Origin of the sequence: Iodobacter arcticus (genome assembly GCF_042664895.1) — a bacterium.
Classification (GTDB): Bacteria; Pseudomonadota; Gammaproteobacteria; order Burkholderiales; family Chitinibacteraceae; genus Iodobacter; species Iodobacter arcticus.
This window is the reverse complement of sequence record NZ_JBHTBQ010000010.1, coordinates 18,568-43,859: the sequence shown is the minus strand read 5'-3', so window position 1 is coordinate 43,859 and position 25,292 is coordinate 18,568. Positions and strand designations below refer to the sequence as shown.

The following is a 25,292-nucleotide window of genomic DNA, read 5'->3' as shown; positions in this document are numbered from 1 at the left end:
AATATGCGGGTTGCACCCGCTCTACAAAAGATACAGGGTGCTGAGCTTTATTCAGCCAACAACACCGCCAAAGCCGCACTCACATCTGTCGCAGCAACGCCTTCGCTTAAGCTAATGGCGGTATCGCCATTAATCGCGGCCACGCCTTCGTTTTTAAGTTTGGCGATCCATTGCCCGGCTTCTTTGCCTTGGGCAAAGCCTGTGCTTTGCAGTAGTAGGCGGCCATCGGCGGCGCTGAAGTTAAAGTAAAACAAGCCGTCTTCTAAGCGGAATTGTTTAAACAGTGGTAGCGCGGCTTTTTTCTCGGCTTTGGCGATAGGTGCAGCAACCGCTTGCATGGCCCGCAGGCCCAGCGATTCGCGTACTTTCTTTAATAAAGGCGCGGCGGTGGCGCGGGCTTTGGCAGCACCGGCTTGCAGCAGCGCTTCAATTTCTTCTGGATGTGCCATTAGGGCTTCATAGCGCTCACGCATCGGGGCAATATCGCGCTCGATTAAATCCAGTAAGCGTTTTTTTGCATCTCCCCAGCCGAGGCCCGCACGCAGCTCGTCTTTAAATTGCTGGGTTTGCTCTTTTGAGGCAAAGGCTTCAAAAATGGTGACAAGGTGTGAGTTGTCAGGGTCTTTGGCGTCCCCTGGTAAGAGGCTATTGGTCACAATTTTAGCGATCGCGTCTTTCATCGCCTTGTGGCCGCCCTCGAACAGCGGAATCGTATTGTCGTAGCTTTTGCTCATCTTGCGGCCATCAAGGCCGGGCAAGGTGGCAACGTGCTCTTCGATATGTGCTTCTGGCAATACAAATAAATCGCTGCCTTGGCCAAATAAATGGTTAAAGCGGGCGGCTACATCGCGCGTCATTTCAATATGCTGAATTTGATCGCGGCCCACCGGTACTTTGTGCGGGTTAAACAGCAGAATATCGGCGGCCATTAAAATAGGGTAGCAAAACAAGCCCATGGTAATGCCTGCATCGGCATCTTCACCGGCGGCCTCATTCACATCGGTGCTGGCTTTGTAAGCATGGGCGCGGTTCATCTGGCCCTTGGCGGTGACGCAGGTCAGCAGCCAGTTCAGCTCGGTGACTTCAGGTACATCGCTTTGGCGATAAAAAGTAACGCGCTCAGGGTCTAGGCCAGCAGCTAACCAAGTGGCGGCAATTTCTAAGCGCGAGCGCTCGATTCGGGCCGGATCATCGCACTTAATCAGCGCATGATAATCGGCCATAAAAAAGAAACAATCACTATCAGGGCTTTGGCTAGCAACAATCGCTGGACGAATGGCCCCTACATAGTTGCCCAAGTGGGGTGTACCCGAGGTGGTAATGCCGGTAAGAACACGCAAACTCATCACTTTTTCCTATATTGCACGCTGCAAGAATGGCAGCAAGTCTAGCAGGCGAGGCGTGCTTGCGTAAGCACAAAATGATTGAATAAAATCGTGCATTAGCCATGTTTTTTAAGTGCCGGCTTAATAAAATAGATTGGCGTAGATAAATGACTGTAATAAATTCTTCATCTGCTTGTTTTAAATAGGGGCAGGCTGCAGGTATTTGTATTGGCTTGCTAGTGAAAACCCGTCAGGGGTAAATATTTAATTTGGCGTAGCTTGATTATTGATCGCGATCGGCATTTTTACCTATGGTCTTAGTGTTGTTTTTTTATAAATAGTTTCAAAAAATAGACAACTGGTTTCGGTATTAATAGGCCTCTAATCAAGTGTGTTAATTCAAGAGCCTATGTTAGTCTTAATGAGGTAAATCTCTCCCATAAGGAAATTATAATGCGTAATAAAATATTTGAAACGCTGCTGATTGCTTCTGGTTTGATGATTGGGCAAGTTGCCTTTGCTGAAGAGATTTCAGAAAATGAGGTATTAGTTGGTTCATCGGAGAAATCCACTGTTCAGGCTAATGTTGAAGAAATTGATATTGCTCAGCGTAGTATTCTTTTGGCTTTGCCAGATGGTCAGAAACTTGCATTTGATCATGTTGATCAAAAAATAACCCATTTCGATCGTTTGAAATTGAATGATAAAGTCAGTGTAAGTGGCTCAAAGTCTTCTGCAATTGTGCTGCAAAAAGGCGGTGCAGGTGTACGTAAAATTGTTGATGCCCAAGGCCGGGATGTGACCATTGATGGTGAGGGTGTGTTAAAAACACAAACACTTTACAATGATATTCTTAACGTTGATCTTAATGCGGGCAATGTAAAGATTAAAAATGTAAGCGGCAAGATTGAGACTATTCCTGTTGAAAACAAAGCGCTGCTGATGAAGGCAGAGGCGGGTGATCAATTGTTGATTGTGAATCGAGTTAAGTTGATTATCTGGGCTAATTAATGAGTAAATAAAAACAGCCTGCAATTTGCAGGCTGTTTTTTTATGCGCGTTATAAAGCGCCGATTTATTTATTAATGGGCTGTAGATGGATTTTTAGAGTGCTGGACTTGATTTTTGAATGTGTAGGGTGGGTGAAACCCGCGAGTGATGCTGAGTAAATGCGCGGGTTTCACCCGTATTATATTTATAATGAGATTGAGCAAAAGGCATAATCAGGTATATTGAAGTAAAAATCAGCAATAGGTTAGTACCTGCTTTTTTACTTTTTATACAGGAAGTCTGAATGGAAACCAAGCAAGGAAGCTGCCATTGTGGCGCCGTTGTTTTTGAGGTGGATTTAGCACAGGGCTTAGAGAATTTGCGTCGCTGCAATTGTTCGCTCTGTAGTCGTAAAGGTTCAATTATTGCCAGCGTACCGGTTGAAGGGCTACGCGTGATAAAGGGTGAGGAAATGCTTACTCTTTATCAGTGGAATACTAAAACGGCAAAGCATTACTTTTGTAAAGTGTGTGGCATTTATACCCATCATCAGCGCCGCAGCAATCCATCGCAATTTGGCTTTAATGTGGCGTGTATTACCGGGGTCAATCCCTTTGATCTGGGCGAGATTGGCGTGGGCGATGGCGCTTCGCAAGGTTTACTTAATGTAAATTAAATGCCCGTTCATTTATAGGTAAAGCCATAAAATAGCACTATAAGCCATAGTTTAGAATCATCGCAATATAGGGCTAATTATGGCTGATCTTTATGCCTTGGTTTATGTTAGTGCTGCGACGATGCTGCTGATTGATTCTTTGTTTATTGGATGAAAAAATACAGTAGCGAAGTTTATCTGGTTGGAATATGGGCTTTGTGCAAGCTACACAATCACAAATGCGGGCGCGCTCTTCTGCTCATTGGGAAAAAATCGTGAATGAAACCACAAATCAATTGTCTGATGCAGAAAGGAATTATTCTGCTCAGAGATTTTTGGGCTAGGCGCTAATTAAAAGAAGACTCAAGCGGCGTATTAATAACGGCCTCAATTCGATAGCCATCAGGATCGATCACAAAAGCCGCATAATAATGCTCGCCATAATCTGGCCGCAATCCGGCAGGGCCATTATCCGTGCCGCCATAGGCTATGGCTGCAGAATAAAAAGCATCAACTGCGGCTCGGTTTGTGGCTGAAAACGCTAAATGAAACCCTTGGCCAATTGCAACGTGCTTGCATAGTTTGATTGCAAATTTGTCGCCACCGCCTTTAATACCATAGCCCACCGCAGCATCGTCGCCTTCAAAATCTTCCCAAACCCGAATATAGCCAAGCGGGGTTAATACGGCATCATAAAAAATAGCTGAGCGTTGGATGTCTGTTACACCGAATGATAAATGATGAAGCATGCTTTCCCTTTAAGATGATTTTAGTTTTTGTGTTTTTATTTAAGGCAATTTTTCTGATTTGATTGGGGGGGATAATAAATAGGTTCTTAGCCGCTTTATCCCTTAACAAGCAGCTTATGTTTAATTCAGTTGTAATTCATAGCAAACTTCATGGAGTGGATGGCCAGTGAGGGCGGTGGTGCTGCGTGTTTCGCCGGTATTTTTAAAACCGCAGCGCTCGTAAAGCTGGCGTGCCGCATGGTTTTCGCTGATGCACCACAGCAGGATGCGCTGGTAAGCAAAATGCGTTGCCTTAGTGATGGCATCTTGCATCAGTTGAAATCCAAGCCCGCTGCGCCATGCGCTTGGGGCTACGTTGAGCGCCCAAAGCTCGGTGGTGTTTTCGCTGCTTTCAAAGCGAGGCTTGCCCAGCATATAAAAACCTAAAGATTGATTCTGCTGATCGGCTATGGCCAGATAAAAATCCCGAGATGGCGCGGATAGCCTGGCTTGTAGCGATTCAAGCTGGGCGGAGGGGTTGAGCGTTTTTAGAAAATCCTTTGGCATAAAAGGGGGATAAGCCGCTTGCCATGCGGCGACGCGGATTTGGCTGATGGCTTGCGCATCGGCGGCTTGAGCTGGCCGAATAACTGTGATGGCATGTTTAGCCGTGTTGAGTGTCTGAGCTTCATTTGTCATGTATTTGATCTTGGGCTGCTTGCCTGAGAGAAAGCAATTAAATATATCCAGTTAATAAAGCCTTAGCCCATTCCGGCCGCTGTCTTGCCTGCGCCAGCTTGGCCATTGCTTTGAATTTATAAGGGATAGCGATAAGCGCACCAGACCAGCTGCCTTTGCCTTGCTCCACAATGGCGTAACGGGCGTCGGGGCTACCGTTTTCTACTTTATGCGGATAGGGGTGAATATCATCGTAAGCGGGCAAGCCCACGCTGCCGGGGTTGATGATGAGCTGCCCTAAGCTGCTGCGCATCATCCTTGGAAGATGCGTGTGGCCACAGGCGACTAATCCGGCCCGCGCATCCCCGAGGCGTTTGTGTATTTCTGCCTGGCTTGCCGCGCGTAGCTGGGTGGGTTCTACCGTTTCCATAAAGTATTCAAGATCGCTGCGAGGTGTGCCGTGGCAGAGCAATACATCGGAATTAAGCGATGCACAGCTTTGCAATGTTGCCAGCCAAGCCCATTCTTTAGCGCCAAGCTGGCTATGTGCAAAGGCATCGGATGCGCCCATTTTATGAGCGGCTAATAGTTGGCGCTCATGATTGCCCGCCAGATGCACCCAGTCTTGCGCCATTAAAAACTGTGCCGTTTCAAGCGGCATTAAGGGGCCAGAAAGGCTATCGCCCAAATTAATCACCGCATCCACGCCTCGGCGGGCCATATCTTTAACCACGGCTTCTAAGGCGGGCAAATTGCCGTGAATATCTGAAACAAGAGCGAGGCGCATGGGGTGTCCTGTGTTGGAGTGGGATTTATAATTTGCCTGATGATTTGTGTTTGTCGGGTGGGCACACCGTTTTATCGTGCCTACGCGGCGAGCCCCAGACGCGTGGGCATAAAAACTTGCCCATCCTACATATTTATTGATTTAATTCTTTCAACTCCGCCTCACACCAGTGCTGCTCGCCAATGGGGATTTGTTCTAGACAAGCAATGGCCGCCGCACGGTGTTTTTCAAAGGCATCCACTTGGTCTTTTTGAGAGATCGCCAGCACGGCATGGGCAAAAAACAACTCGAAAGCGGGCGCGTTATTTTGTATACAGCCATCCAGGCAGCGCTGGGCTGCTTGTATTGCTTCATCGCGCAGCCCCGCTTGCAAGGCGCTACGGCATAGGCGGTACTCGGCGCGCTCGATTTCCAGCCAAGTGCCTGCCAGCTTCCAGAACCTAAGTGCGCTTTGGGCTGCGCGCAGCATGGCGGTGGTTTCGGTAGTGCTGCGATTGCTTTGTTCTTCTAATGTGCCTGCCAGATTGCTCCCCCCAACGGCAAGCGCACGATGAACAGGCGCTTGCTCGGGCTGGGGCGCTAGTTTTTCATAGGTAGCGAGCGCTTCTGAATAACTATGAATGGCTAAGGCCAGTTTTTGCTGAGCAGCAAAGAGGCTGCTTGTACTCGCCAGCACGGTAGTTTGCTCGATAGCCGTAAGTGAACCCAGTGCATCCGCATCGCCACGGCCATAGCGTAAGGTGGCGATGCTGGTGTTGATGGCGCTTTGTGCGGCCAGCTCACTTTCTATATAGGGAAGTGACTGAAGCAAGCTAATCCCCGTTTCCCAATCTGCCAGATGCTCGCCATACACATGGCTAACCAAGCGGGCAAAGGTTGGGATTTGGCGGGTATCTTGTACAAGGTGGCGCGAGTGAGTGAGCCGCTCTGCAACGGCTAAGGGCTGATCACCATGGTCTGTCCATGCTGTTTTAATAAAATCATCGAAGCTCATTGTTTGTCTTGCGCTAAATGTAAGTACCCAGAGATTAAATGACGCTTATGACATAAGCAAGGGGCGGGCGACCTTACGACTCATTGTGCCGCCATTCCATTACAATCGCATCCGCCGTAAAGCCTTCGGTGGGTTTTCTGTGTAACTCAACAAAGCCTTCTCGCTGCCAAAATGCCAGCGCTGCGGTGTTGTTGGCAGCAATCACCGTTACTTTTAGCATGGCATCTAGAAATTCAATTTTTCCAAGACTGGCTGATACTCATGTGTTTTCTCTATGCGCAGGATTTGTCTTTTAATTGAGCGTTATTTCTTAATTCTTGAATAGGGATTGATTCAGTATGCCGCAAATAGGGGTGTTTTGAATATAAGCGACTTATTCCGACTTGGGGCGGGTAGTGATTAAAAGTGGGGTGTATTTTGTATCGGGGTGTTGGGGCCAGCGCTATTGCGAGGGAGGTGCTGATTCAGTTGCCATTTTCGTCGTTGTTCGGGGCTTTGGGCAAAGCTTGGATTCCCGCACTAGCCCCCAGGCATCATGCTGGGGGCTGTATTGAGCAATGATAAAACGGGATGAATCAGCACTTCGTTTAATGCATATTCGTATTTACGTTTTAATGCTTTACCCTGCTATCCGTAAATGCCGCTTAAAACCGGCCATTCAATGCAAAGCCAAAGAAAGGCATTTTCTTGGCTTTTTCACTGCTTAGCTCATTGCCATTGCTATCCAGGATGGTGAATTTGCCGCCTGCAGCTACCCCTGTATAGGCATCAACGCGCCAGCTAGGGTGAAATTTATACGCAGCGTGCAAAAAGACAGGTGCGTATTGCTCTTCTAATACGCCATCAGGTGCGAGGGGGTTACTTTTCGCTAGGCGGTATTGAAATTGGCGCATTGCACCACCCACACCAACATCAAATTGCGGGGTAAATGCCCAGCTTAGCTCCAGCCCGGCAGGCCCCACCGGCCCTACGGTGAATGGGTTGGCCAGTGTAAGATTAGGTGTGATTTTCCAGTCAATAATTAAGAAAGGAAACCCTGTGGTTTTTTCCAGCTGACGATAAACGCCTGCGCCCACCCCAAATAATAAAGTAGGTGAAACGGTCTTCGCCACATAGGCGTTCATGCCGTAAATCCAGCTTTCTTTGGCCTCGGCATTTTTTTCTTTGCTATTGCTGGCATCCGCGGCAACTGCAAAAGTCCAGCCACTGTCGGTGCGGTAGCGATAGGGAACGGAAAAGGTCACCCTTTCTAACTGTTTCCAAGGCTCGGCGACTTTCCATGGGCTTTGTTCAAATTCCCAGCTTTCACGCGCTAATTGAATATTTAAGCCGACATTATGCTGCTGATTAAGATCATGATTTATACCAAAGCTGGCTTGCAGGCTTTCCAGACGGCCTTTGCCTCCACGATCAAAATCAAATTTAGGTGTGCCTAGCGGGGCAATCGTCATATCAATATTGGTGCCCGCATGGGCAAAACCAATCGATGCAAGCAATAGAGTGAGCAGTGATGATTTAAGCATTGGGGCTCCTGAAGATCTGGCTTAGGTAGTAGTGGTTTACGCTAGCTATCTTAAAGAGCTTGGGTTGCATTTTTTATGTTTGCGACAGAAAGCAGTCAGAGAGGATTAAGCGTTGAATTTAAGGTGCCAGTGGATTCTGTCAGCATATACAAGGATGACACGTTCCTACTTATGTATGCTGGCTGGGCTTGCCAGCGGTTTATATTTTGCCGGATTAAATATTTTACATGACTGACAGGTTTGTAAGTGATCGGGAGAGTGCCGTGATGGCTTTAATAAATAGCTGACTTTTTTCCTTTGGGTCGCCTTGTCATCACTACAGGGGATGCGGTGTACTTCTTCATTTAATCTTTGAGGCACTTGGGCAAATAGAGATTCTGTTGCCAGATTATTCCAGCAGCTCTCGATAATCTTTTGCGCTGATATTGATTCTTTGGTGCAGTAAGCGCTGAACATCGCCTTTACTTTGATCACTCACAGAAAAATAAAACTTGCTGCGACCGCGTGTCTGGATAGGAAGGCTTGAGCTGTTGATAGATACGCCAGCAAAATCAACCTGGCTGGAATCGATAGAAAGTGCAGGCTGGCCTTTTATATAGCTATTGGTAGCGGTAATGCTGGAGCGATTACTGATCATGGCGGCTTCCGGGTTGCTGATCTGTACATTATCCATCCAGACACTGGAGTCGTTTATTTCTAAATATCGGGCGCTTAGATTGATCAGCTGCACCCGTTTGCAGCCGTTTAATACAATGCTGTCGTATTCCCCGCTTAAATGCAGATTGCTTGTTTTATTGCAAAGGTGGGTGCGGCGGCTATTGATGGTCTCGGTCGTGATTTTAGCGGGAATAGGGGTCGCGAGTGCTTCTAGTAATCGTTCGGCAAATTCTTCAGGGCGCTCTGCCATCGGCACATGGCCTGTATCAAATAGTGTTAAACGTGTTGCGGGCATGCGTCCCGCCAAAAGATAGGCCGTGCGTAAGGGGGCAACAGGGTCATTTTTGCCCCAGAAAATATCGGTAGGGGTGTGGGTTTGGCTGATGGCTTGGGTAAAGTCTTCATCCAGCAAAGACAGCGCGGCATTAAAGGTATGTAAATCTTTAAAAAGCTGCTCTCTTACTGATGGGATATTTAATAGGCGGTTTGGATCGGGCAAAACGGTGTCTGCGGTTTCGATCAGGCTGGAGCGCAGCTGGTTTACTTTGCGGGTAGCAAAATTAATCAGCATATTGGGCAAATTACTTTCAGCCAGCTCAAGATTAAGCTTGCTCAGATAATCAAGATAAACCGTTCTTTGCAAAATGCCCGCCGCATCGACAAGCACCAAACGGCTGACTTTTTCAGGGTAATCATGGGCATATCGCAAGCTAATGGCCCCGCCTAAAGAGTGGCCGATTAAAATCACCGGTTTATTTTTGGCGTATTGCTGAATCAGGGCATTAATCAGCTGGCCATAATGGACCGGCGATAATCGCTCTACATTATTGCCCGATAAACCAAAGCCCGGCAAATCAAAGGCCAATACATGGTAATCACGGGCGAGCTGGGGGATTTGCGTAAGCCAATCGCGGCTGGCGCGGCTGCCTAAGCCGTGTACCAGCACAACGGTGGGCTGCTGTGTTTGCCCCGCTTGTAGCACAAATACTTTGCCATTAAAAAACGGCGCATCTTGCAGATGGTAGCGCCACTCTGGCGGATAGCCCGCTGGGGCTGAAATTGCTGCTGGTTTACCAGAGAGAAACGCGGGTTCAGCATGTAAGGGGCTGCTGATTAAAAAAATAAACACAAGGCAGGCTGCATATTTCAGCATAGATTTGGCGTGATTTCTAAGAAATGGGGTTGCAGGGCGTGTTCTGCTGCGGCTGGCAGGCTTCATCGCGGGCCAAAGTGTGCGATGAAGCCGTTATTTTTACTTGAAAGAGTTTAAATCGCTTTGTTCAGGCTCTGTGAATTCAGGCTTTAACAAGGCTAAGTCACGGACATTTTTTTGTACGGCAACGGCTGCAAACAGGCTGAGCAAATACGACATGGCGTAAAACCCTTTTTCACTCGAGGTGAGTGTTGCATTCCATAAGCCTGCCGCAAGCAATAGGAGCGCCGCACCAATCGAAACCCAGCAAAGGCCAAAATAAAGCCCTGTCACCGGAATATCTTCTAATCTGTCGCGCACGGATTTTTGTAATGAAATAGCGGCAAACAAGCCGTAGAGCAGTAAGGTGAAGTAATAGCCTTTTTCATTGAGCGCCATTGTGGCATTCCAAAGGCCGATTGAATAAGTCAGCGTTCCAATAAAAAGGGCAAGCCAAGATGCACCGATAAAGGCACCGGATGGGCCGCTGTGTTTTATTTTCAATTTGTTGTCCTTTATATGCTCATTTAATACTGAGCTAATCATGATAGGCAATGCCAAGCCAAAGCTTAATCCGAGGCTGTGTGATCGCTCGATCATTTGAGCAGATAAAACAGGTAGGCCGGATAGAAATTTTTCTGTCAAAAAAAGTCAGTCAAAGATTAAATTAATCATGGTTTTATAGCAAGCAAAATGGAAGCCAAAAGCAAGACGGCTGGCCGCTTCGCTAGCGTAACCATAAAAGGATAGAAGCTGGCTGATTGTTATGCTTGAGTTTTCTTGTGGCGCGGCAGGTTTTTTAGGCAAGGAAGATGCTATTTAATGCTGGGTATGGGACTGAATAAGGTAGGACATTTTTAATCGGGCTTTAAATATCTAAATAATCAATAGTCGGAAAATATTGATTAAATGCGCTGCCCAGCCAAGGCGAATAAGGCCGCGCCGATAACGCCGATGATAGGGCGGCGGGTGCTCCATGCTGGTGGAAAGCAGATCTTTGTATCTTGTCTATTTTTCAGGATTGATCTCCGGGTGGCTTGCCAGTAATTGCTGGCGCAGGGCGGCGAGCTCGGCGACTTTTCTTTCTTGCTTGGCGATGAGCTCCGGGGCAATGCCTGCCGCTTTGCCTCGGCGGATATCGTCTTGTAATTGCTGAAGCTGGGCAGGGACGGCCTTGCTAAAAGCGGCCAGCTCACGCAGATTTTGCCGCGTTTCGTACTGCTGATAGGCGGAATGATCGGCTAGCTCGAGTGGTGTGGCGGCTTCGCTACGGCTCTCGCTGCGCAGAATGGGCGGGGTGCGCGGCTCGCCATTGATGCGCGCCTCGGCCATGCTTTCTGCCGCAGGGAGGTCTGCGGCGGTGGCAAGCAAAGGGGCGTTTTCATCGCTGGGGTAAAAGCGATTAAGCCAGTGCTTACCCGGTGCCGCTTGATTTGGCGCGGGCTTGGCTGCGATGGGCGGCGGCGGTGGGCTATCTTCCTGATCCGCGTGCCAGGCGAGCCAGCCCAGTGCCGCAATCAAGCTGCCGACGATGCCGCTGATGATCAGGTATCTCATTTTAGCCCTTGGCTTAAGGCTCCGATGGATGGGCTGACTTCAATATTAGCGCTTTGCCAGTGTTTTTTAAGCAGGGCATTAAATTGCTGAGTGGCTTTTTGGTGGGCAATTTCCGCCGTAGCCGCGTAGCGCACGGATTCGGAATCGGCGGGTTGATAATCTTCTACCCGCTGCTCTACTTTAATGATTTCCCAAGTGGCTTTTTCATCCGGCCCGACGGGGGAGCGAAAGGCTTGTGATAGCTCGGTTTGGCTTAAAGCCAGCTGGGCCAGCCAGCTTAATGATCCTTGATGAATAATCCAGCCTAAATCTCCGCCTTCTTTTGCATTGCTGGCAATGGAATAGCGCTTCGCTAGCGCGGCAAAATCTTCGCCACTTTTAATTTGGCTAATGATTTTTTTAGCCAGCGCTTCATCATTCACCCGAATATGCCGTGCCTTTACTTTGGCAATGCGTTTGAACTCATTTTTATGGCTTTGATAATAACTGCGTATTTCGGCCGGGCTGACTGTTTTGGCTAACTGGGTTAAATAATCACTGCCATCATGATGATCGCCTATGCCGTAGATTTTCATCAGCGCTTCGGCATCTTCCTGATCTTTTAAGCTGCGGCGGTAATCATTGATAGCGTCTTGCCCAAATTTTTGCGTGGCCCAGTGCAAGGTAAATAAATTGGCAAAAGCAATTTGAATTTGTTGATTTAAATAGTCCTGATTTTTTGTATGTAGCTCGATTCGCCCCTGCACATTTTGTCTACGGTAAATATCGTAAAGCGAAAGGCTGCCACTGCCTGCCAGCTGATAGCGCAGCAGGGTGATTTGTTTGGCCTGATTGATTTGCTCAGGTTTTAAAGTGTATTCCAGGCTCATGGTTTGGGCGGAGCCAAAAACGGCTTGATATTGCTCGGCGCTGAGCGTGTTTTCTTCTTGAAATAAGGCTTTCAGCGTTCCACCGGGCAGTGCTTTTACCGCTTGCTCAAGCTCTTTGCCATAAAGCGCACGTAAGGATGAGGCGAGTCGGTCTTCAATCGCCACATCACGGGCAAAGGCGATACGGCTGGCAGGGTGCAGCTCGCTGGTGGTGTATTGACGGCGCGCTTCGGCCGCCAATACGCGCTGCTTTAGCATCTGGCTGAGTAATTCCGGGCGGGACAATGGCGTATTTTCATGATTAAGCTGCTGCATATTGTCCAAGCTAAAACGATAAATGCCCTCACCATTGATTTTGGCTGCCAGTGCCGTATTTTGCAGACGATATGAAACTTGCGCATGGCTTGCTATGCAAAGCAGGCTAAGGCTTAGCCAGACAATCAACTTAAACATGGATATTTATTCACTTATGAGTGGATGACTTGAGTAAGAGGCACTCGTTTAAAATGCGGTGCTGTTGCGCTATGTGCAGCCTGCCTGTGCGGGGCAGGCTGCATTTGCTTTTACTGGTTGATGTTATGCAGTGCCCCAGACTGGGTGTCTCGATAGAAATCCCTATGCTAAGACTGAAACCACTCACCTCCAAAAACGGCTCAGTTCTATTGGGTTTTCCTCCGTGAAACTCCGTGTTCTCTGTGGCCTCCGTGGTTCAAGATTCGGGTTTTTTCTTGCGTAACATTCTTTATTGAGCGAGGCGCTCGGCAGCGCGATTTAATACATGCACCACCATGGCAATGGCGTGGGGGATCATTTGCTTGGCAACGCGGGCGCGATCGATGTGATCGGTAGACGATAAAACAATGCCGCCATTTTTATATGAATAAGTGCCGCCTTCGGTGAGCAGCGGGCGGATGTCGGTATCGCTTGCTTTAAGCGGAGTAAAGTCTTTTAAGGCGGTAGCTACCAACGCCGGGTTATTCAGTTGCTCTGAATCGTAATAATCTTTGACCCATGTTTCCCAGCCGGAGTGATTATTGGCTGAGGTGGTCCAGGTGTGGTGAGGCTGGAGTAAATCGGTGGTGTGCATCACAAAGCCCAGTGTTTGCGCGCTTGGCTTGGCAAGGAACTGCTGCCACCAGTACTGGCCCAGATTATCAAGGGGCTGGAAGGGCATGGTTTCAAAATCAGCGTACATATTGGCTGAAGAGGTGCCGCCTAAGCGGTAATGTGCTTCAGTCAGGCCATAGCTATTGTATTTAGAGCTATCACCAAACCAGCCTTTTAAGCCACCCGCGCCATCATCCAGATAATCGCCAATCAGCCATGTTTTAGCTAATTTATCAATATCGCCAGCAACCGTCAGCTTGGAGTAGTTGTACCCGCCAAATTTATTGCCATGCACATCGCTGCCAGCCGTATGGTTTTGAAAGTGCCAGTAAGAGGTGTACTGCGCAATTTTTAGCGTGCTGTAAACCGGTGAAATCTGGCAGCTGCCTGTTGTGGCGCCACAAAGATAGGTATCGGCAAAATCATCTACATCGTAAGCGCCCTGGCCTACGGTTTCTGCAAACTGCTCCCAGGTAAAGCCGGCTTTGCTGATGCCTGTGGCTAGTTTCTGATACTGATTGCTATTGGGGTTGTTTTTAATAAAGGTCATCGCATCCAGCACGATGCGCTTGTGGGTGGTCTGATCCCAAGCCTGAGCGGGGGCGGATGATAGACAAAGTATGGAGATCAGGGCCATCGTTAGTTCCATCTTTTACTCCTTGTGGGGTGGGTTGGGTAGCCCGCCCACTGAGGGCGACGCAAAGCGTTTAGCCGGCAACAGGTCTAGACCGGTGCGCAGATTAGCAAGCAAAGATTGCAGGGGTTTGTACGTTTTATGACAAAGGAATGAATAATCCTTTTTATAATCAAGTAATCACGAGCTTTTAGCTCCGGCTTAAGGCTAAGTCATCAAGGTGAGGCTCTCCTTGCCGTAGTGCGCGGTGGCGTTGAAAGGTTTGTATTTAAGCTTACGCCGGTTTGTTGATCTTTATTAATATTTGATCTGCCAATTTGGCATAAGCTTTCCCTGAGCTTTATTCTTTCTTAAGATTTTTGGCTCTGTTTTTTATAGCAGTGCAATCCATATAGGTAAAGGTGATTTACCTATATTTGGCTTGTTGGAATAGCTTGGGTCTGTTTTTAAAAAACAAGCCACAAGATTTTGGGATAAGGAGGTGCCTTATGTTTTCAGAGCGATTTGAGCTGGTGGTTTCCTTGGCGGTGGTTGCGATGTGGCTGGTCATCACTTGGCATTTATTTTCGCCCTTGGTGATGCCCGTTACGGATTCAGTGCTTGCCGGAGTGCAAGTGATAAAAAACCTGTAAGTCATCGAGAAATATCGGGATGCAAGGCGAAAAAAAGCCAGTGCATGTGCACTGGCTTTTTGCTGCGTAATTAAAAACGCTAGGGCTTAACTTCTCGATAAGCAAGTTTGATAGCGGCCATCTACGCGCTTGGCAAACCATTCTGTGGTGAGCTTGCGGGTGATTTTTGGGCTATGCAAATCAATTTGCGGCATGGCTTCACGGCTTGGGTTGCCCGCTAAGCTAAATACGCGCTGATAAAGCGGGGTTTGGGCAAATCCTGTGACTTTTTCTAATAAAAGATCGCGGCGAATTTCTTCATGACTCAGGTTTATGCGTTTGCCTAATTTTTGCAGTGCTTTTTCTGTGCCACTGCTCTGGCTCATTGGATAGCCTTTTTCATAGCGCAATAAATCACCATCCAGATCCATATCATCCCCGGCTAGTTTATTAACTGCCGCTTGAAAAGCCGCATTACGGCTGGCATAGCGTCCGGCATTAAAATCTGCAAAGCGATAAATCATTTTGCTGTAAGGCGCAGGGTATTGCAGCAGAATGGCCGTGCCAAAATACACGCCGCCTTTGCGGGTAAATATTTCATTTCTCACGCTGCCACGGCGGGCGTAAGGATAGGGCCAGGCGCGCACATGGCCTTCGGCAAACTCCACGCTGACCTGCATTGGGCCGCCGGTGCGGATGGGATTACTCATATTAAAGGGCAGGCTGAGGCGCTTGGCATCATTGGCAAGGTCTTCAAACACGGCATTCATTTGCGCTTCGGTTTGCAGCTTGTCAATCCGCTCTTTATAGCTGCGCCCGTTGGGCGAGCTTTTGAGCAGTGCCGTTTGTACGGCAATCAGCGGAATATGGTATTTACCGGCTTTTTCTTCGATTTGTTTCCAAACAATTTTGCCGAGGCCCGGCACAGTTGGATCGCCCTGCCAGCTGGATTCTTGCTCAATAACGGCCATCACCGCGCAAAAATACTCTGGGGTGTAGGGGATTTTAAGCGCGGTAAAGGCATCGACTAAATCATTTTTCCAGCCATTACGCTCTTTGATTTTGGCAGGGAGCAGCTTATCTACCATGGCTTGAGCTTCGAGCTGGCTGATTGATTTAAGCGCAGGTGTTGGGGGCGTGACCACCACAGGTGGCGCAATGATGGGGGCAGAAATCGGTGTCGATGCAGGGGCGGGGCTGATTGCCGCAGGCACACTGGCCGTTGCTGGTGTGATAATGGGCGCGGGTGGAATAGGTGCGCTGGCACAAGCAGCAAGTAAGCTGCAAAGCAGGATGGGGGTCAGTTTACGGTGCAGCACGATGGGGACCAAGTCATACAAAAGGGCGAGCTTAGGACAAAAGCGCGGTGTGCGCTCATTTTTTTGCCTGGCGAGTGGGCTAATCATGCTGCATCTTGAGCCACAGTTTACAGGGCACATTTCGTTTTTCCCCTTATGCCGCGCTGTGCTGGGGATGGTGGCTCAAGATTTTTGGCGCATCGTTTTAGGCAAGCGCTTCTTTATGCTCGGGATAGAGCTTTTTGCTCAGGCGCTCGCAATAAGCCACCAGATTGGGTTTGCTAAGTGCGTATTGGTGCGCTGCAGAATCAAAGACTGGGCAAAGCACGCTGCGCATAAAGGCGTAGACCGTGGCATCGGCAGCGCAGAGCTGATCGCCCATCAAGTAATTTTTGTCTGCTAGAAAATCAGATAAAGCATCCAGGTCTTTCTTGGCAAGCTGAGTGATATCAGCCTCTTTATGCAGTGCAATGCCCTGCATGTGTAGCTTGGTATTCATCTTGCGCCGCACTTTCCAGATCACAAGCCCGCGAATAAAGGCGGGAATTCGTTTAAAGATCTTTTTTGGGCCTTTATCAAAATTAGCATCAACGGCCCAGCGATCTCGCAGTGAAATATAATAAAAGTGCTCTTCCAGCATCTTTTCAAATGCCCACGAAACGCCGCGCTCGGCGGGGCTGAGGGCCGCATCAAAATCAATTTTGAGCGTTTGTTCCAGATAAAAGCGGATCAGCGTGGAATCGTCAATTTGAGCGTGCTCGGTGAGCAAATAAGGCAGCTTGCCCTTGGGCGCTTTGGCGTAGCCACCGGTTTGGCATTGGTAGTCGCAGCCTGCCATTTTGAGAAGTATTTCGGCCTTGGTGACAAAGGGGCTCATATCCGGCAAGCCAAAAGCAGGGCCAAAGGTATAAAGAGTCATCATCGCGTCAGTACCACGTAGGAAGATGGCGGTTATTTTGCCTGTATTCTAATGATGTTTGTTATTTTTACAGCTTTTTCTGAAAGGTCCGAGGCGATGGTGTCAATCTTGAGCTGTGATTCAAGGCCAGCTGGATTGCGTGCCAAACCTTAAAACACGGCATGCATGCAAGTGAGGTGTTTGGTATGTTTCAAACGCATGCGTTGCGAGCGTCAAACCATTGTAGGGCGGGTGCAACCCGCGTATTTGTTCGATATTGCTCGCGGGTTTCACCCGCCCTACAAAAGATGCAATGCATGTTATTGGCTTAACTTGCTGTTTCGAGGGCTCCTTTTCCGTATGTGGGATGAAGAAACCTTCTGGTCAGGCGAGCATCCCTTATTTAATCCCAATCTCCCCCAGCCAGGGGCTGTGTTGAATGCTCTGCTCATTACCTAAAATGCTGAGGTACTCGCGCGCGCGGGTGATGGCTACATAAAAATGCCTGCGCTCATTGGCCGAATCTGCACCATCCCTGAGTGTCCAATCGCTCAGCTGCGGCAAAATTACATGCGCCCATTCCCGCCCTTTGGCTTGTTGTACGCTGATGAGTACCACGCGTTGCTTATTAAATTGCTGATAACGCTGGCGGCGCTTCAGCCAATCTTTGCAAAGTGCATCGGGGCCGATCTTGCCTAGCTCGGCGATCAGTGTTTTGAGTAGTTGCAAGCGGGCTTTGGCGGCGCGGGCAGTAGGCGCACTAAGGGCAACTAGGGGTTTTAAGTTGAGCTGATCAAGCAGTTCTTCCAAACGCTGGGGTAAAGGTATTTTTTCTTCTTTGATTCTGACAAAAGCTAGGTGCGCCATAGGGGCGGGAATCAGCCCTTTTAAAATGGCATAGGCATCGGGCAACCAGTCTAGGCGGTAGAGCGGTTTGTTTTCATGATCGGTGCTGATGAGTTCTTTATGGAAATTGGCGATCTGCTCCTCGCTGATTTCCCATGCAGGGGATTGGATCAGCGCCAGAAACGCGTCAACATCGCTGCTGTCGTGAACAACTGGTTTGCTGCTGGCAAGATAGCTAATGGCTTGGCAAAGCAGCGCCGCTTGGCGCAAGAAATACGGACGGCTGCCTTCCATGCGGTAGCTGATGCCCGCTTTAAATAGCGCGTCTTCGATGGGTTTGGATGCATCTGCTTCGCGCACTAAGATGGCGCATTCGCTAAGGCTGCGGCCGGTGGCCTGCCAGTCTTCCAAAATGGCGCTGGTGTCGGCTTCCATCGTCACTTTGCGAAGCTTAGGGCGTGTGTAATGGCTGGCTTTGGAGCGTACTTCAATGAGACTGCCTAAAGGCTTAATCAGGCGGGTGGCAATCTGGTCGAGCGGGCGGCCAAACCGAAATGAGCGTGATAAGCCAAATGGCGCGGATTGCGCCTCCCACGCTTTGAATGCAGAAAAAGTAGTCAGGCCGCGCCATTCGTAAATATCCTGCGCATCATCGCCCACTGCCAGCATGCGCACGCCTGCCGCTTGTATATGCCGCAAAATCTGTTCGTGCACGGGTTTGGTATCGTGAAACTCATCGACCAGTACCCAGCGTATGCCGAGTTGCTTTAAATCTTTGGCAATGATTTCAGGCTCACGCAGTAAATCAAAGGCTGCATCACCGGGGGCGAGAAATTCTAATCGCTCGCGGGCGTTTTCAAAACGCTTAAATAATCGGTAGCGTTGGCGGCTAAGGCCTAAGCGCATCAGCGCATGGTCTACATCGTATTCGTCTTCTTCCTCATCCAGCTCTCCCCACAGCGCAAAGGGTGGGGTATTAAATGACAGACTTACTTTTGCATCGTCGATAAACTGATGCAGCATAGCCAAAGACTGGCTGTCACGAGCGATGCGTATTTCGTCTTCAGACAAACTGTCGTTGAGGATGTCGATGGACTCATTCATGGCTAAGTCAATTAAGTTGGCCAATACGTCTGGCCGCTGCCGCCGCGGCCTTAGCCTCGATCTGCCGGAATATTGTGCAAATACCCGCAGGGCATAGCCGTCAAAGGTGTAGGCTTGCGGCGGAGGTAATTCAGGGTAGTGGCTGCGGCAGCGCTTAATAAAGGTGTCTCGCCCGCTATTAGAAAAAGTAAGTACCAGCGGGTTATGCCCTTGGCTGCGTAGCTGTTTATAGGCGGCAACTAAGGTAGTGGTTTTTCCTGTGCCTGCACGGGCACAAATCAGGCCGGATGAGTGCCGGTCAGGGTGTTCCAGCCAATTAAAAATGGCCTGATGTTCGCTATCCCATTCCAACTCGTGCATTGATTTTCTTCTGTAAGTGTTGCGCAAGCTACGCAGATGTGTATTTTAAACGGTTTGGCGCTGTTTTGAGCGCGTGTTATTAACAATGGCCTGCATCATAAATCAGGATGAATATGCGTAATTGGATTAAATGCAGCCTTGCTTCGATGGCGCTTTGTGCGCCTTTGGCTCAGGCTGATAATTTGTCGGTGTTAGCAGGTGCGATGAGTAGCGATCAAAGTGATCAAACTTCATACGCATGGACTTTGTCTTATATGCATGACATTAATGAAAATCTAGCGTTCAGCTTTTCATGGCTGAATGAAGGCCATGTGGATGATCACCATCGCGATGGGCATACTTTTCAAGTATGGGGTAAAACGAAAGCCTTACACCCGAATTTAACCTTGGCCGCAGGCGTGGGGCCTTATCGTTATTTTGATACCACAAGGCGAGCAGCTGGCAGCCGGGGTTATTTAAATGAGCATGGCTGGGGCGGTATTTTTAGCTTGCAAGCTACATGGCAGGGCGAAAGTAACTGGCAATATAAATTGCGATTCAACCGTATTGAAACACCGCATAACATTGATACTAATTCAATTATGTTTGGTATGGGTTATGAGCTCTCCCCGATGGCCTTTAATGATGCCAGCTGGCCCGGTGCCAGAGGCAAGCAAGAAGTAGTGCTGTATCTGGGGCAGACTATTGTGAATAGCTTTGGCTCGGAAGTGGCCGATGCCGGGGCGCTGGAATATCGTTACGCTTTTGCGCCGGGTCTAAAAGCGTCGGCCTCTTTTATTCAGGAAGGCGAAACCGATCGTTTGCGTCGCAGTGGTATTGCTCTGCAAGCATGGTATGAGCCTAGTTTTTTTGACGATAAATTCAGCGTAGGTTTGGGGATGGGGCCGTATTTTTCGGTGGGAAAGCGCTATCGGAATCACCAGCCAGATATTGATAAAAAAGCCGTGTCAGGCCTGATTACGCTGGCAAGTAGCTATCGCTTTGGTGATAACTGGCGCGCGCGCGTGGCTTGGAACAGAACAGTCACTTCGTACGACAAAGATACCGATGTGATTTTATTGGGCCTGGGCTACTCGTTTTAATTTAGGGCAAGTAAGGGCTGGGGTTAATGGCTGCGCCTTTAAAGCGCAGCTCAAAATGTAGCATCACTTTATCGCTGCCCGTGTTGCCCATTCCAGCCACATTTTGCCCCTGTTTTACGCTATCGCCTTCTTTAACTAAGATATGCTGATTGTGTGCGTAAGCGGTGAGATAGTCTTTGTCGTGCTTGATAATCAGTAGCTTGCCGTAGCCCCGCACCGTATTGGCGTAAATCACTTTACCGCTGGCCGCCGCATAAATCGGCGCTCCTGCCGCGCCGCCAATATTTATCCCCTTATTACTTTTGCCATTAAAGCCCTGCAAAACAGGGCCTTTATTGGGCCATACTAGCTCGATGGCGGGCGCTTTGGGTTTGCTAACCGGAGCAGGGGGGCTTGCTACTGGCACTTTGGGGCGAGTAGCAGGCGCCGGGTTTGCGCGGCTGGGCCCTACATTAAGAATCTGCCCAATCTGAATCGTATTATCGCTAAGCTGATTTAAGCGTTGGATCTCCCCCACGCTACGCCCCGTGCTGCGGGCAATGCTATAAAGCGTATCGCCGGCTTTAACCTGATATTGCCCCTCACCCAGCGGCACAGTACCGCAGGCGCTGAGTAGCAAAGCGAAGAAAAGGGGGCGTGTGTAGATAAGCATGCGGCGGATTTTAACACCCTGTGTAAATACTGCTCTGGGTATTAATTGGGGTAAGAAATGGATCGGGTAAATGAAAAAATGGCGCACAGATTTTGCACGCCATTTTTAATCAAGTATTCATCAATCGCTTAGCGCTGAAACAATTCCTTTGCGGTGGCCGGGCGTGTTCTTGGCTCGGCAGAAATCGCTTTCATAAATTCAAACAGGGCGTTGATTTCATTCTTGCTTAGCCCAAGTGATTTAATTTCCGGCGAGGTTTTTGGGAAATGAGGATCAAATTTATCTAATCCTGTGGGCAATGTTTGCACCATGCCTGCGTTATACATGGCTAATACACCTACCCCATTGCCCATAGAGAACAAGCCATTGTGCATATAATTGCCGCTATAAATAATATCGCGCAGCATGGGGGTGCGGAATTTTCCGATATCAGCTGGATTTTTAGTGACGTTAAAGCGGCCTAAATCTTCTAATTCACGGCCGTAATAATGCAGGCCATTGCTGTGATACTGGTTGTCCGACATTAAAGGCGTGTTGTGGCAATTAATGCAGCGCGCTTTAGTGCGAAATAATTGCAAACCCCATAGCGCATCATTGCTGAGTGCTTTGCGATCGCCTTTTAAGAAGCGGTCGAAATCGCTGTCCTGGCTGGTGATGGTGCGCTCAAAAGTAGCGATGGCCTTGGCAATGCGGTCGGCATCAATGCTGCTGTCACCAAAGGCTGCGGTAAAGAGCGCGGCGTATTCGGGCGCTGCGGCAATTTTATAGGCAGTTTGGCTTAGGCTTTGGTGCATTTCCAACGGGTTGCTGATCGGGCCTTTGGCTTGTTCTTCCAGCGATTTGGAGCGGCCATCCCAGAATAATTCTTTCACGTAAGCGGTGTTGATAATGGTCATTGCATTACGGCTGCCCAATTGGCCGATATGGCCTTCGGATAACTCTTTTGGATCACTCCAGCCGTTTTTAGGATCGTGGCAGCTGGCGCAAGAGATTAAGTTATTACGCGAAAGCCGCGGATCAGCAAACAGTTTTTCACCCAGTGCTACTTTTTCTGGCGAATAAGGGTTGCTCGTGGGGAATACAGGGGCGGGCAGTAAGCCTAAATCGGCAAAGCCTTCCTTGGTGCTGGCATCCAGTGTAGGTGTAGGCCAGTTGGGCTGGCTGCTGCTGCCCGCCTGGTAGCGTGAATACTGATCACGCCAGGTGGCAAGCTCGGCATCACTTGGGCGAGTGTTCGGGCTGGTTGGTACGCGCTCAAAGAAGGGGCGTGTGGTTTGAGAAAACAGCACAACCCGCGCCGCAGCAGGGTTTTGGGCGCTAGGTGAGTTGGCAGAAATGCTACTGAGCTTTTCTGCTGTGCCAACCCAGTAGCTGGCTTTGCTATCTAGGTAAGGCATGGCTTGGCGCAGCTCGGTGTTTTCTGTATCCAGTGCCAGCGTGAGGATTTTGCTCATTTCGGCGCTGGTGGGTAAGCGCCAGTTGCTTACTCCGCAAGCCCCTGCATTGCTGGTAGCCAGCAGTGCTTTAACTTGCTCTGGGCTAAGGCTTTGATTGGCGATCGCGTTTTTATCTGATGGGGTGAGGAGGCGGATTTCTGCTTTTTGTTTGTTTGCCAGTAAGGCCCTGTCGTTGATATCCACGCAGGCGTAAGGCTGACCAATCTTGGGCAACTTGCCTTCATTTGTTAGCGGAATATAGTTCGGGTCTTCCTGATCTTCTTTGCTTGGCGCATCTGGAATGGTTGTGCCACGAACCAGACGCAGCGCGCCGTAGCGCTCTTTGGCCAGCATCGTTGAATCGAGTGTTTTATGTGTATCGTTAAACCATACTGCTAAAAAGCCATGCACTTTTCTGAGTGTGTCGCTCCAGTAAAATGTCGGCTCAGCATCAGGGAAGGCGCGGCGATCAATCGCAGCGAGCTGCTTGCTTGCATCGTATTGGGAAGGATCGAGCAGGGTTTTTAGCTCGGCTTCCGTCGGGGTGCGCCAGTCATCAAAGCCGCATAATTTGGCTTCGTTTACTTTTTCGCTGTAGTCCCCTGACGTGCAGACTTCTAAGCTTGGATCGCACTGGCCCTCATTGCTTGCACTACGCACCATCGCGGGCAGGTAGCGGTGTTTGGCTGCGCGTAAGCCGTCGGTGGTTTTAACTTCCCAGCTTAAGCCGGTTTGGCTATCGGCCACGCAACCTGCGCGAGTGGTCTCATCGCTGAGCGTTGCGCCGCTGTCTGCATCTTTACGGGTATAGCGCGGGGTTGGCTTTGCGCCGCTGATAGCCTGCATGCTGAGATTGTAAAACTGGCGGGTATATTCCGCGCTGACCAGCGTGTGCGCCACGCCATTGGCATTGAGTAATTCTTCAATACTTGCCGATTGAATGGTTTGCTCTTTAACAAAGCGTGCCGCATCGCTGGCGGCAATCTGAATGCCATTGTTGGCATCGTCGTCTTCATCCAGCGTCAGCAAAAGCTGCATGATTTTGTGCGCATCGGCTTCGTTTTTAGCGAGGGTCAGAGGCGTAATCATTGCGCCTGCGCTTACTTGGCCAAGCACGAGCGAGCCAATTCGGAAAGTCACCATCTCGCCGTCTACATACTGGTACTCGCCATTAGCCGTAGTGCGGCCATGCTGGCTGCGGGTATCGTAATCAACACCCGTGGTTTTGAGTAAGCTGCCGGTCTTAATGTCTGGCTGAGAATCGCTGGTGCAGGCGGTAAAAAGGGAGAGCGAGCATAGGAGGGAGGCAAGGTGTTGCAGTTTCATTGTGAAATACGAATTATTATCAAGGGCGGATTGTACGCTGAGGATATTCTATTTGGCTATTTTTTTGTAAGGTGGCATCGTTCGTTCTGTAGGCACAGGGGTAAGGTGGCGGCGGCGTAGGTGCTGGACTCATTTTTGGGCGGGCGCAGCAGCGAATACATTATATAAAGTTGCTTCTAAGGGGGATGAATGTGTTTAGTCTTACTAAGCCATTTGCTTATACTAAAAAAACTTTGCGGCAGCGGCTTACACTTTCTGAGGTTTTTGATCTGATGGCTCACCACAAACTTAATTTGCCCCAAAAAACCTGTCCCATTTGCCAGCGCCCGTTTGTGTGGCGTAAGAAATGGGAGAAAAACTGGGAATCCGTAAAATATTGCAGCGTACGGTGTGCGCAGCGCAAGAGTAAAGCATGACAACACTACGACTGATCCTGGGCGACCAGCTAAATATCCGCCACAGCTGGTTTAGTGGGGCCGAGCGTCAACGAGATGACGTGTTGTATGTGTTGATGGAGCTACGCAGCGAAACAGATTACGCCTGGCATCATGCGCAAAAAGTGCTGGGTATTTTTGCGGCAATGCGCGGCTTTGCTCAGGCTTTGCAAAAAGCCGGCTACCGAGTGCGGTATCTCAAAATTGGCGATCCAAACAACCGCCAGGGTTTTATAAGCAATTTGATTGACTTGATTGAAACAGAGCAGATCAAGCAGCTGGAGCGCCAACAAGCGGATGAGTATCGGCTTGAAAGCCAATTTTTAGCGGCAGAATTACAGTTTGGCATTCCGGTTAAAGTGCTTGATAGCGAGCATTTCCTTGCCGATCGTGCGGCAATCAGCGCTCAATTTTTACAAAAAATTCCACGGATGGAATTCTTCTATCGCGCGCTGCGTAAGCAGTATCAGATTTTACTCGATGCAGATGGACAGCCACTCGGGGGACAATGGAATTTCGATCAGGACAATCGAAAGCGCTGGAATGGTCAACCCCTTGCACCTGCATGGCCAGATTACGCAGCCGATTTGAGTGAGCTATGGTGGGAGATTGTATCGGCAGGCATCAAAACCTTGGGTCAGCCTAAGGCTGAATGCTTTCCTTGGCCCATCACTCGCACTCAGGCCAAAGATGCACTGGCTACCTTTGTTTTGAACGCGCTACCTCATTTTGGTGCGTATCAAGATGCAATGAGTAGCGCATCGCCAACCTTATTCCATGCCGGGCTTTCTTTTGCACTGAATCTTAAATTACTGCATCCGCTTGAGGTGATTAACGCTGCATTGCTTGAGTTTGACGCTGGACGTGTTTCGCTTTCAACGGTTGAAGGCTTTGTTCGGCAGATTTTGGGCTGGCGCGAGTTTGTTCGCGGCGTGTATTGGGCCCGTATGCCTGCCTATGGTCAATTGAACGAGCTGGCACATCAGCGGCGTTTGCCGAGTTGGTATTGGAACGGGCAAACCAAAATGAGCTGCCTTAAGCACGCTATTGATCAATCACTTGCGCTTGGTTATGCCCATCATATTCAGCGGCTTATGCTCACTGGCAACTTTGCTTTATTAGCCGGGATTGCCCCCGATGATGTGGATGCATGGTATTTGGGTATCTATGTCGATGCTTTTGAATGGGTAGAAATGCCCAATACGCGTGGCATGAGCCAATATGCAGATGGTGGCTTGCTGGGCAGCAAGCCCTATGCGGGTTCGGCGAGCTATATCAATAAAATGAGCGATTATTGCAAAGGCTGCCACTATCAGCCCAAGCAGCGCCACGGCGAAGGTGCATGCCCTTTTAATAGTCTGTATTGGCATTTTCATCACCGACATACTGCGCGCTTACAAAAAAATCCCCGACTGGGTATGACCTATCAAACTTGGCGAAAAATGCCTGAAGATGAAAAGTCTGCCACCTTAAAACAGGCTGAACTGTATTTGCAGCAACTCGATCAATTGTAAAAAGCATTAAATGAGTGCGGGTGAGCGTGCTGGAA

At 49.2% G+C, this 25,292-nt stretch carries 23 protein-coding genes; 6 read left to right on the top strand and 17 right to left on the bottom strand.

All coding sequences use genetic code 11. The annotated features are described in order from the left end of the window. Positions 1–47: 47 nt before the first annotated feature. Positions 48–1,349: a tryptophan--tRNA ligase gene (locus ACFQNF_RS06250; RefSeq protein WP_380186976.1), complete on the bottom strand. Its 1,302-nt coding sequence runs from the start codon at positions 1,347–1,349 to the stop codon at positions 48–50. 429 nt (positions 1,350–1,778) lie between these two features. Here ACFQNF_RS06250 and ACFQNF_RS06245 point away from each other — a divergent pair, with 429 nt between their 5' ends. After that, complete coding sequence (locus ACFQNF_RS06245) at positions 1,779–2,336, top strand: hypothetical protein (RefSeq protein WP_380186974.1); 558 nt, start codon at positions 1,779–1,781, stop codon at positions 2,334–2,336. Positions 2,337–2,619: 283 nt separating this feature from the next. Continuing rightward, the gene (locus ACFQNF_RS06240; protein WP_380186973.1) at positions 2,620–2,991 is read left to right on the top strand and encodes a GFA family protein; all 372 of its coding nucleotides are present in this window, start codon (positions 2,620–2,622) and stop codon (positions 2,989–2,991) included. 326 nt (positions 2,992–3,317) lie between these two features. Here the strand turns inward: ACFQNF_RS06240 and ACFQNF_RS06235 are convergent, their stop codons facing one another. The 11 genes from ACFQNF_RS06235 to ACFQNF_RS06185 form a co-directional block, all read right to left on the bottom strand. Then, positions 3,318–3,719, bottom strand: a complete 402-nt coding sequence (locus tag ACFQNF_RS06235) for a VOC family protein (RefSeq protein WP_380186971.1) — start codon at positions 3,717–3,719, stop codon at positions 3,318–3,320. Between the two features lie 120 nt (positions 3,720–3,839). Beyond that, positions 3,840–4,397 (bottom strand): GNAT family N-acetyltransferase, encoded by a 558-nt coding sequence (locus ACFQNF_RS06230; RefSeq protein WP_380186969.1) that lies wholly within the window; start codon positions 4,395–4,397, stop codon positions 3,840–3,842. A 37-nt stretch (positions 4,398–4,434) separates the two neighbouring features. Further along, the gene (locus ACFQNF_RS06225; protein ID WP_380186968.1) at positions 4,435–5,163 is read right to left on the bottom strand and encodes a metallophosphoesterase family protein; all 729 of its coding nucleotides are present in this window, start codon (positions 5,161–5,163) and stop codon (positions 4,435–4,437) included. Between the two features lie 133 nt (positions 5,164–5,296). Next, complete coding sequence (locus tag ACFQNF_RS06220) at positions 5,297–6,157, bottom strand: hypothetical protein (protein WP_380186966.1); 861 nt, start codon at positions 6,155–6,157, stop codon at positions 5,297–5,299. A 73-nt stretch (positions 6,158–6,230) separates the two neighbouring features. After that, positions 6,231–6,377, bottom strand: coding sequence for an N-acetyltransferase (locus ACFQNF_RS06215; RefSeq protein ID WP_380186964.1), 147 nt, complete (start codon positions 6,375–6,377; stop codon positions 6,231–6,233). A 424-nt stretch (positions 6,378–6,801) separates the two neighbouring features. Next, on the bottom strand, positions 6,802–7,680 hold the full coding sequence (locus tag ACFQNF_RS06210) for a DUF6268 family outer membrane beta-barrel protein (RefSeq protein ID WP_380186963.1): 879 nt from the start codon (positions 7,678–7,680) through the stop codon (positions 6,802–6,804). Between the two features lie 388 nt (positions 7,681–8,068). After that, a complete protein-coding gene (locus ACFQNF_RS06205) occupies positions 8,069–9,490 on the bottom strand; it encodes an alpha/beta fold hydrolase (RefSeq protein ID WP_380186961.1) in 1,422 nt (473 codons plus the stop codon). 99 nt (positions 9,491–9,589) lie between these two features. After that, a complete protein-coding gene (gene yiaA, locus ACFQNF_RS06200; protein ID WP_046352948.1) occupies positions 9,590–10,033 on the bottom strand; it encodes an inner membrane protein YiaA in 444 nt (147 codons plus the stop codon). Positions 10,034–10,537: 504 nt separating this feature from the next. Further along, the gene (locus tag ACFQNF_RS06195; RefSeq protein ID WP_380186959.1) at positions 10,538–11,086 is read right to left on the bottom strand and encodes a hypothetical protein; all 549 of its coding nucleotides are present in this window, start codon (positions 11,084–11,086) and stop codon (positions 10,538–10,540) included. Beyond that, positions 11,083–12,408 (bottom strand): peptidylprolyl isomerase, encoded by a 1,326-nt coding sequence (locus ACFQNF_RS06190; RefSeq protein WP_380186957.1) that lies wholly within the window; start codon positions 12,406–12,408, stop codon positions 11,083–11,085. The genes ACFQNF_RS06195 and ACFQNF_RS06190 overlap by 4 nt, the downstream gene beginning before the upstream one ends. A 289-nt stretch (positions 12,409–12,697) precedes the next feature. Next, positions 12,698–13,711, bottom strand: coding sequence for a phospholipase C/P1 nuclease family protein (locus tag ACFQNF_RS06185; protein WP_380186956.1), 1,014 nt, complete (start codon positions 13,709–13,711; stop codon positions 12,698–12,700). Between the two features lie 473 nt (positions 13,712–14,184). Between ACFQNF_RS06185 and ACFQNF_RS06180 the strand changes: the two genes are divergently transcribed. Next, the gene (locus ACFQNF_RS06180; protein ID WP_380186955.1) at positions 14,185–14,328 is read left to right on the top strand and encodes a hypothetical protein; all 144 of its coding nucleotides are present in this window, start codon (positions 14,185–14,187) and stop codon (positions 14,326–14,328) included. Between the two features lie 86 nt (positions 14,329–14,414). On the opposite strand, the gene ACFQNF_RS06175 is transcribed toward ACFQNF_RS06180, so the two are convergent. From ACFQNF_RS06175 to ACFQNF_RS06165, 3 genes are all read right to left on the bottom strand, one after another. After that, entirely contained in the window at positions 14,415–15,713 is a 1,299-nt protein-coding gene (locus ACFQNF_RS06175; RefSeq protein WP_380186954.1) for a DUF1615 domain-containing protein, read from the bottom strand. A gap of 97 nt (positions 15,714–15,810) precedes the next feature. Then, entirely contained in the window at positions 15,811–16,527 is a 717-nt protein-coding gene (locus ACFQNF_RS06170; RefSeq protein ID WP_380186952.1) for a glutathione S-transferase family protein, read from the bottom strand. Between the two features lie 375 nt (positions 16,528–16,902). Then, a complete protein-coding gene (locus ACFQNF_RS06165; protein ID WP_380186950.1) occupies positions 16,903–18,813 on the bottom strand; it encodes a UvrD-helicase domain-containing protein in 1,911 nt (636 codons plus the stop codon). A gap of 113 nt (positions 18,814–18,926) precedes the next feature. Here ACFQNF_RS06165 and ACFQNF_RS06160 point away from each other — a divergent pair, with 113 nt between their 5' ends. Further along, positions 18,927–19,895 carry a hypothetical protein gene (locus ACFQNF_RS06160; protein ID WP_380186948.1) on the top strand — a complete coding sequence of 323 codons (969 nt, stop codon included), beginning with the start codon at positions 18,927–18,929 and terminating at the stop codon, positions 19,893–19,895. A 1-nt stretch (position 19,896) separates the two neighbouring features. Here ACFQNF_RS06160 and ACFQNF_RS06155 read toward each other — a convergent pair whose 3' ends face one another. Continuing rightward, positions 19,897–20,547, bottom strand: a complete 651-nt coding sequence (locus ACFQNF_RS06155; protein ID WP_380186947.1) for a peptidoglycan DD-metalloendopeptidase family protein — start codon at positions 20,545–20,547, stop codon at positions 19,897–19,899. 128 nt (positions 20,548–20,675) lie between these two features. Then, positions 20,676–23,309 (bottom strand): cytochrome c peroxidase, encoded by a 2,634-nt coding sequence (locus ACFQNF_RS06150; RefSeq protein ID WP_380186945.1) that lies wholly within the window; start codon positions 23,307–23,309, stop codon positions 20,676–20,678. 185 nt (positions 23,310–23,494) lie between these two features. Between ACFQNF_RS06150 and ACFQNF_RS06145 the strand changes: the two genes are divergently transcribed. Then, positions 23,495–23,725 (top strand): DUF2256 domain-containing protein, encoded by a 231-nt coding sequence (locus ACFQNF_RS06145; protein WP_380186943.1) that lies wholly within the window; start codon positions 23,495–23,497, stop codon positions 23,723–23,725. Beyond that, the gene (locus ACFQNF_RS06140; RefSeq protein ID WP_380186942.1) at positions 23,722–25,257 is read left to right on the top strand and encodes a cryptochrome/photolyase family protein; all 1,536 of its coding nucleotides are present in this window, start codon (positions 23,722–23,724) and stop codon (positions 25,255–25,257) included. The genes ACFQNF_RS06145 and ACFQNF_RS06140 overlap by 4 nt, the downstream gene beginning before the upstream one ends. Positions 25,258–25,292: the final 35 nt, after the last annotated feature.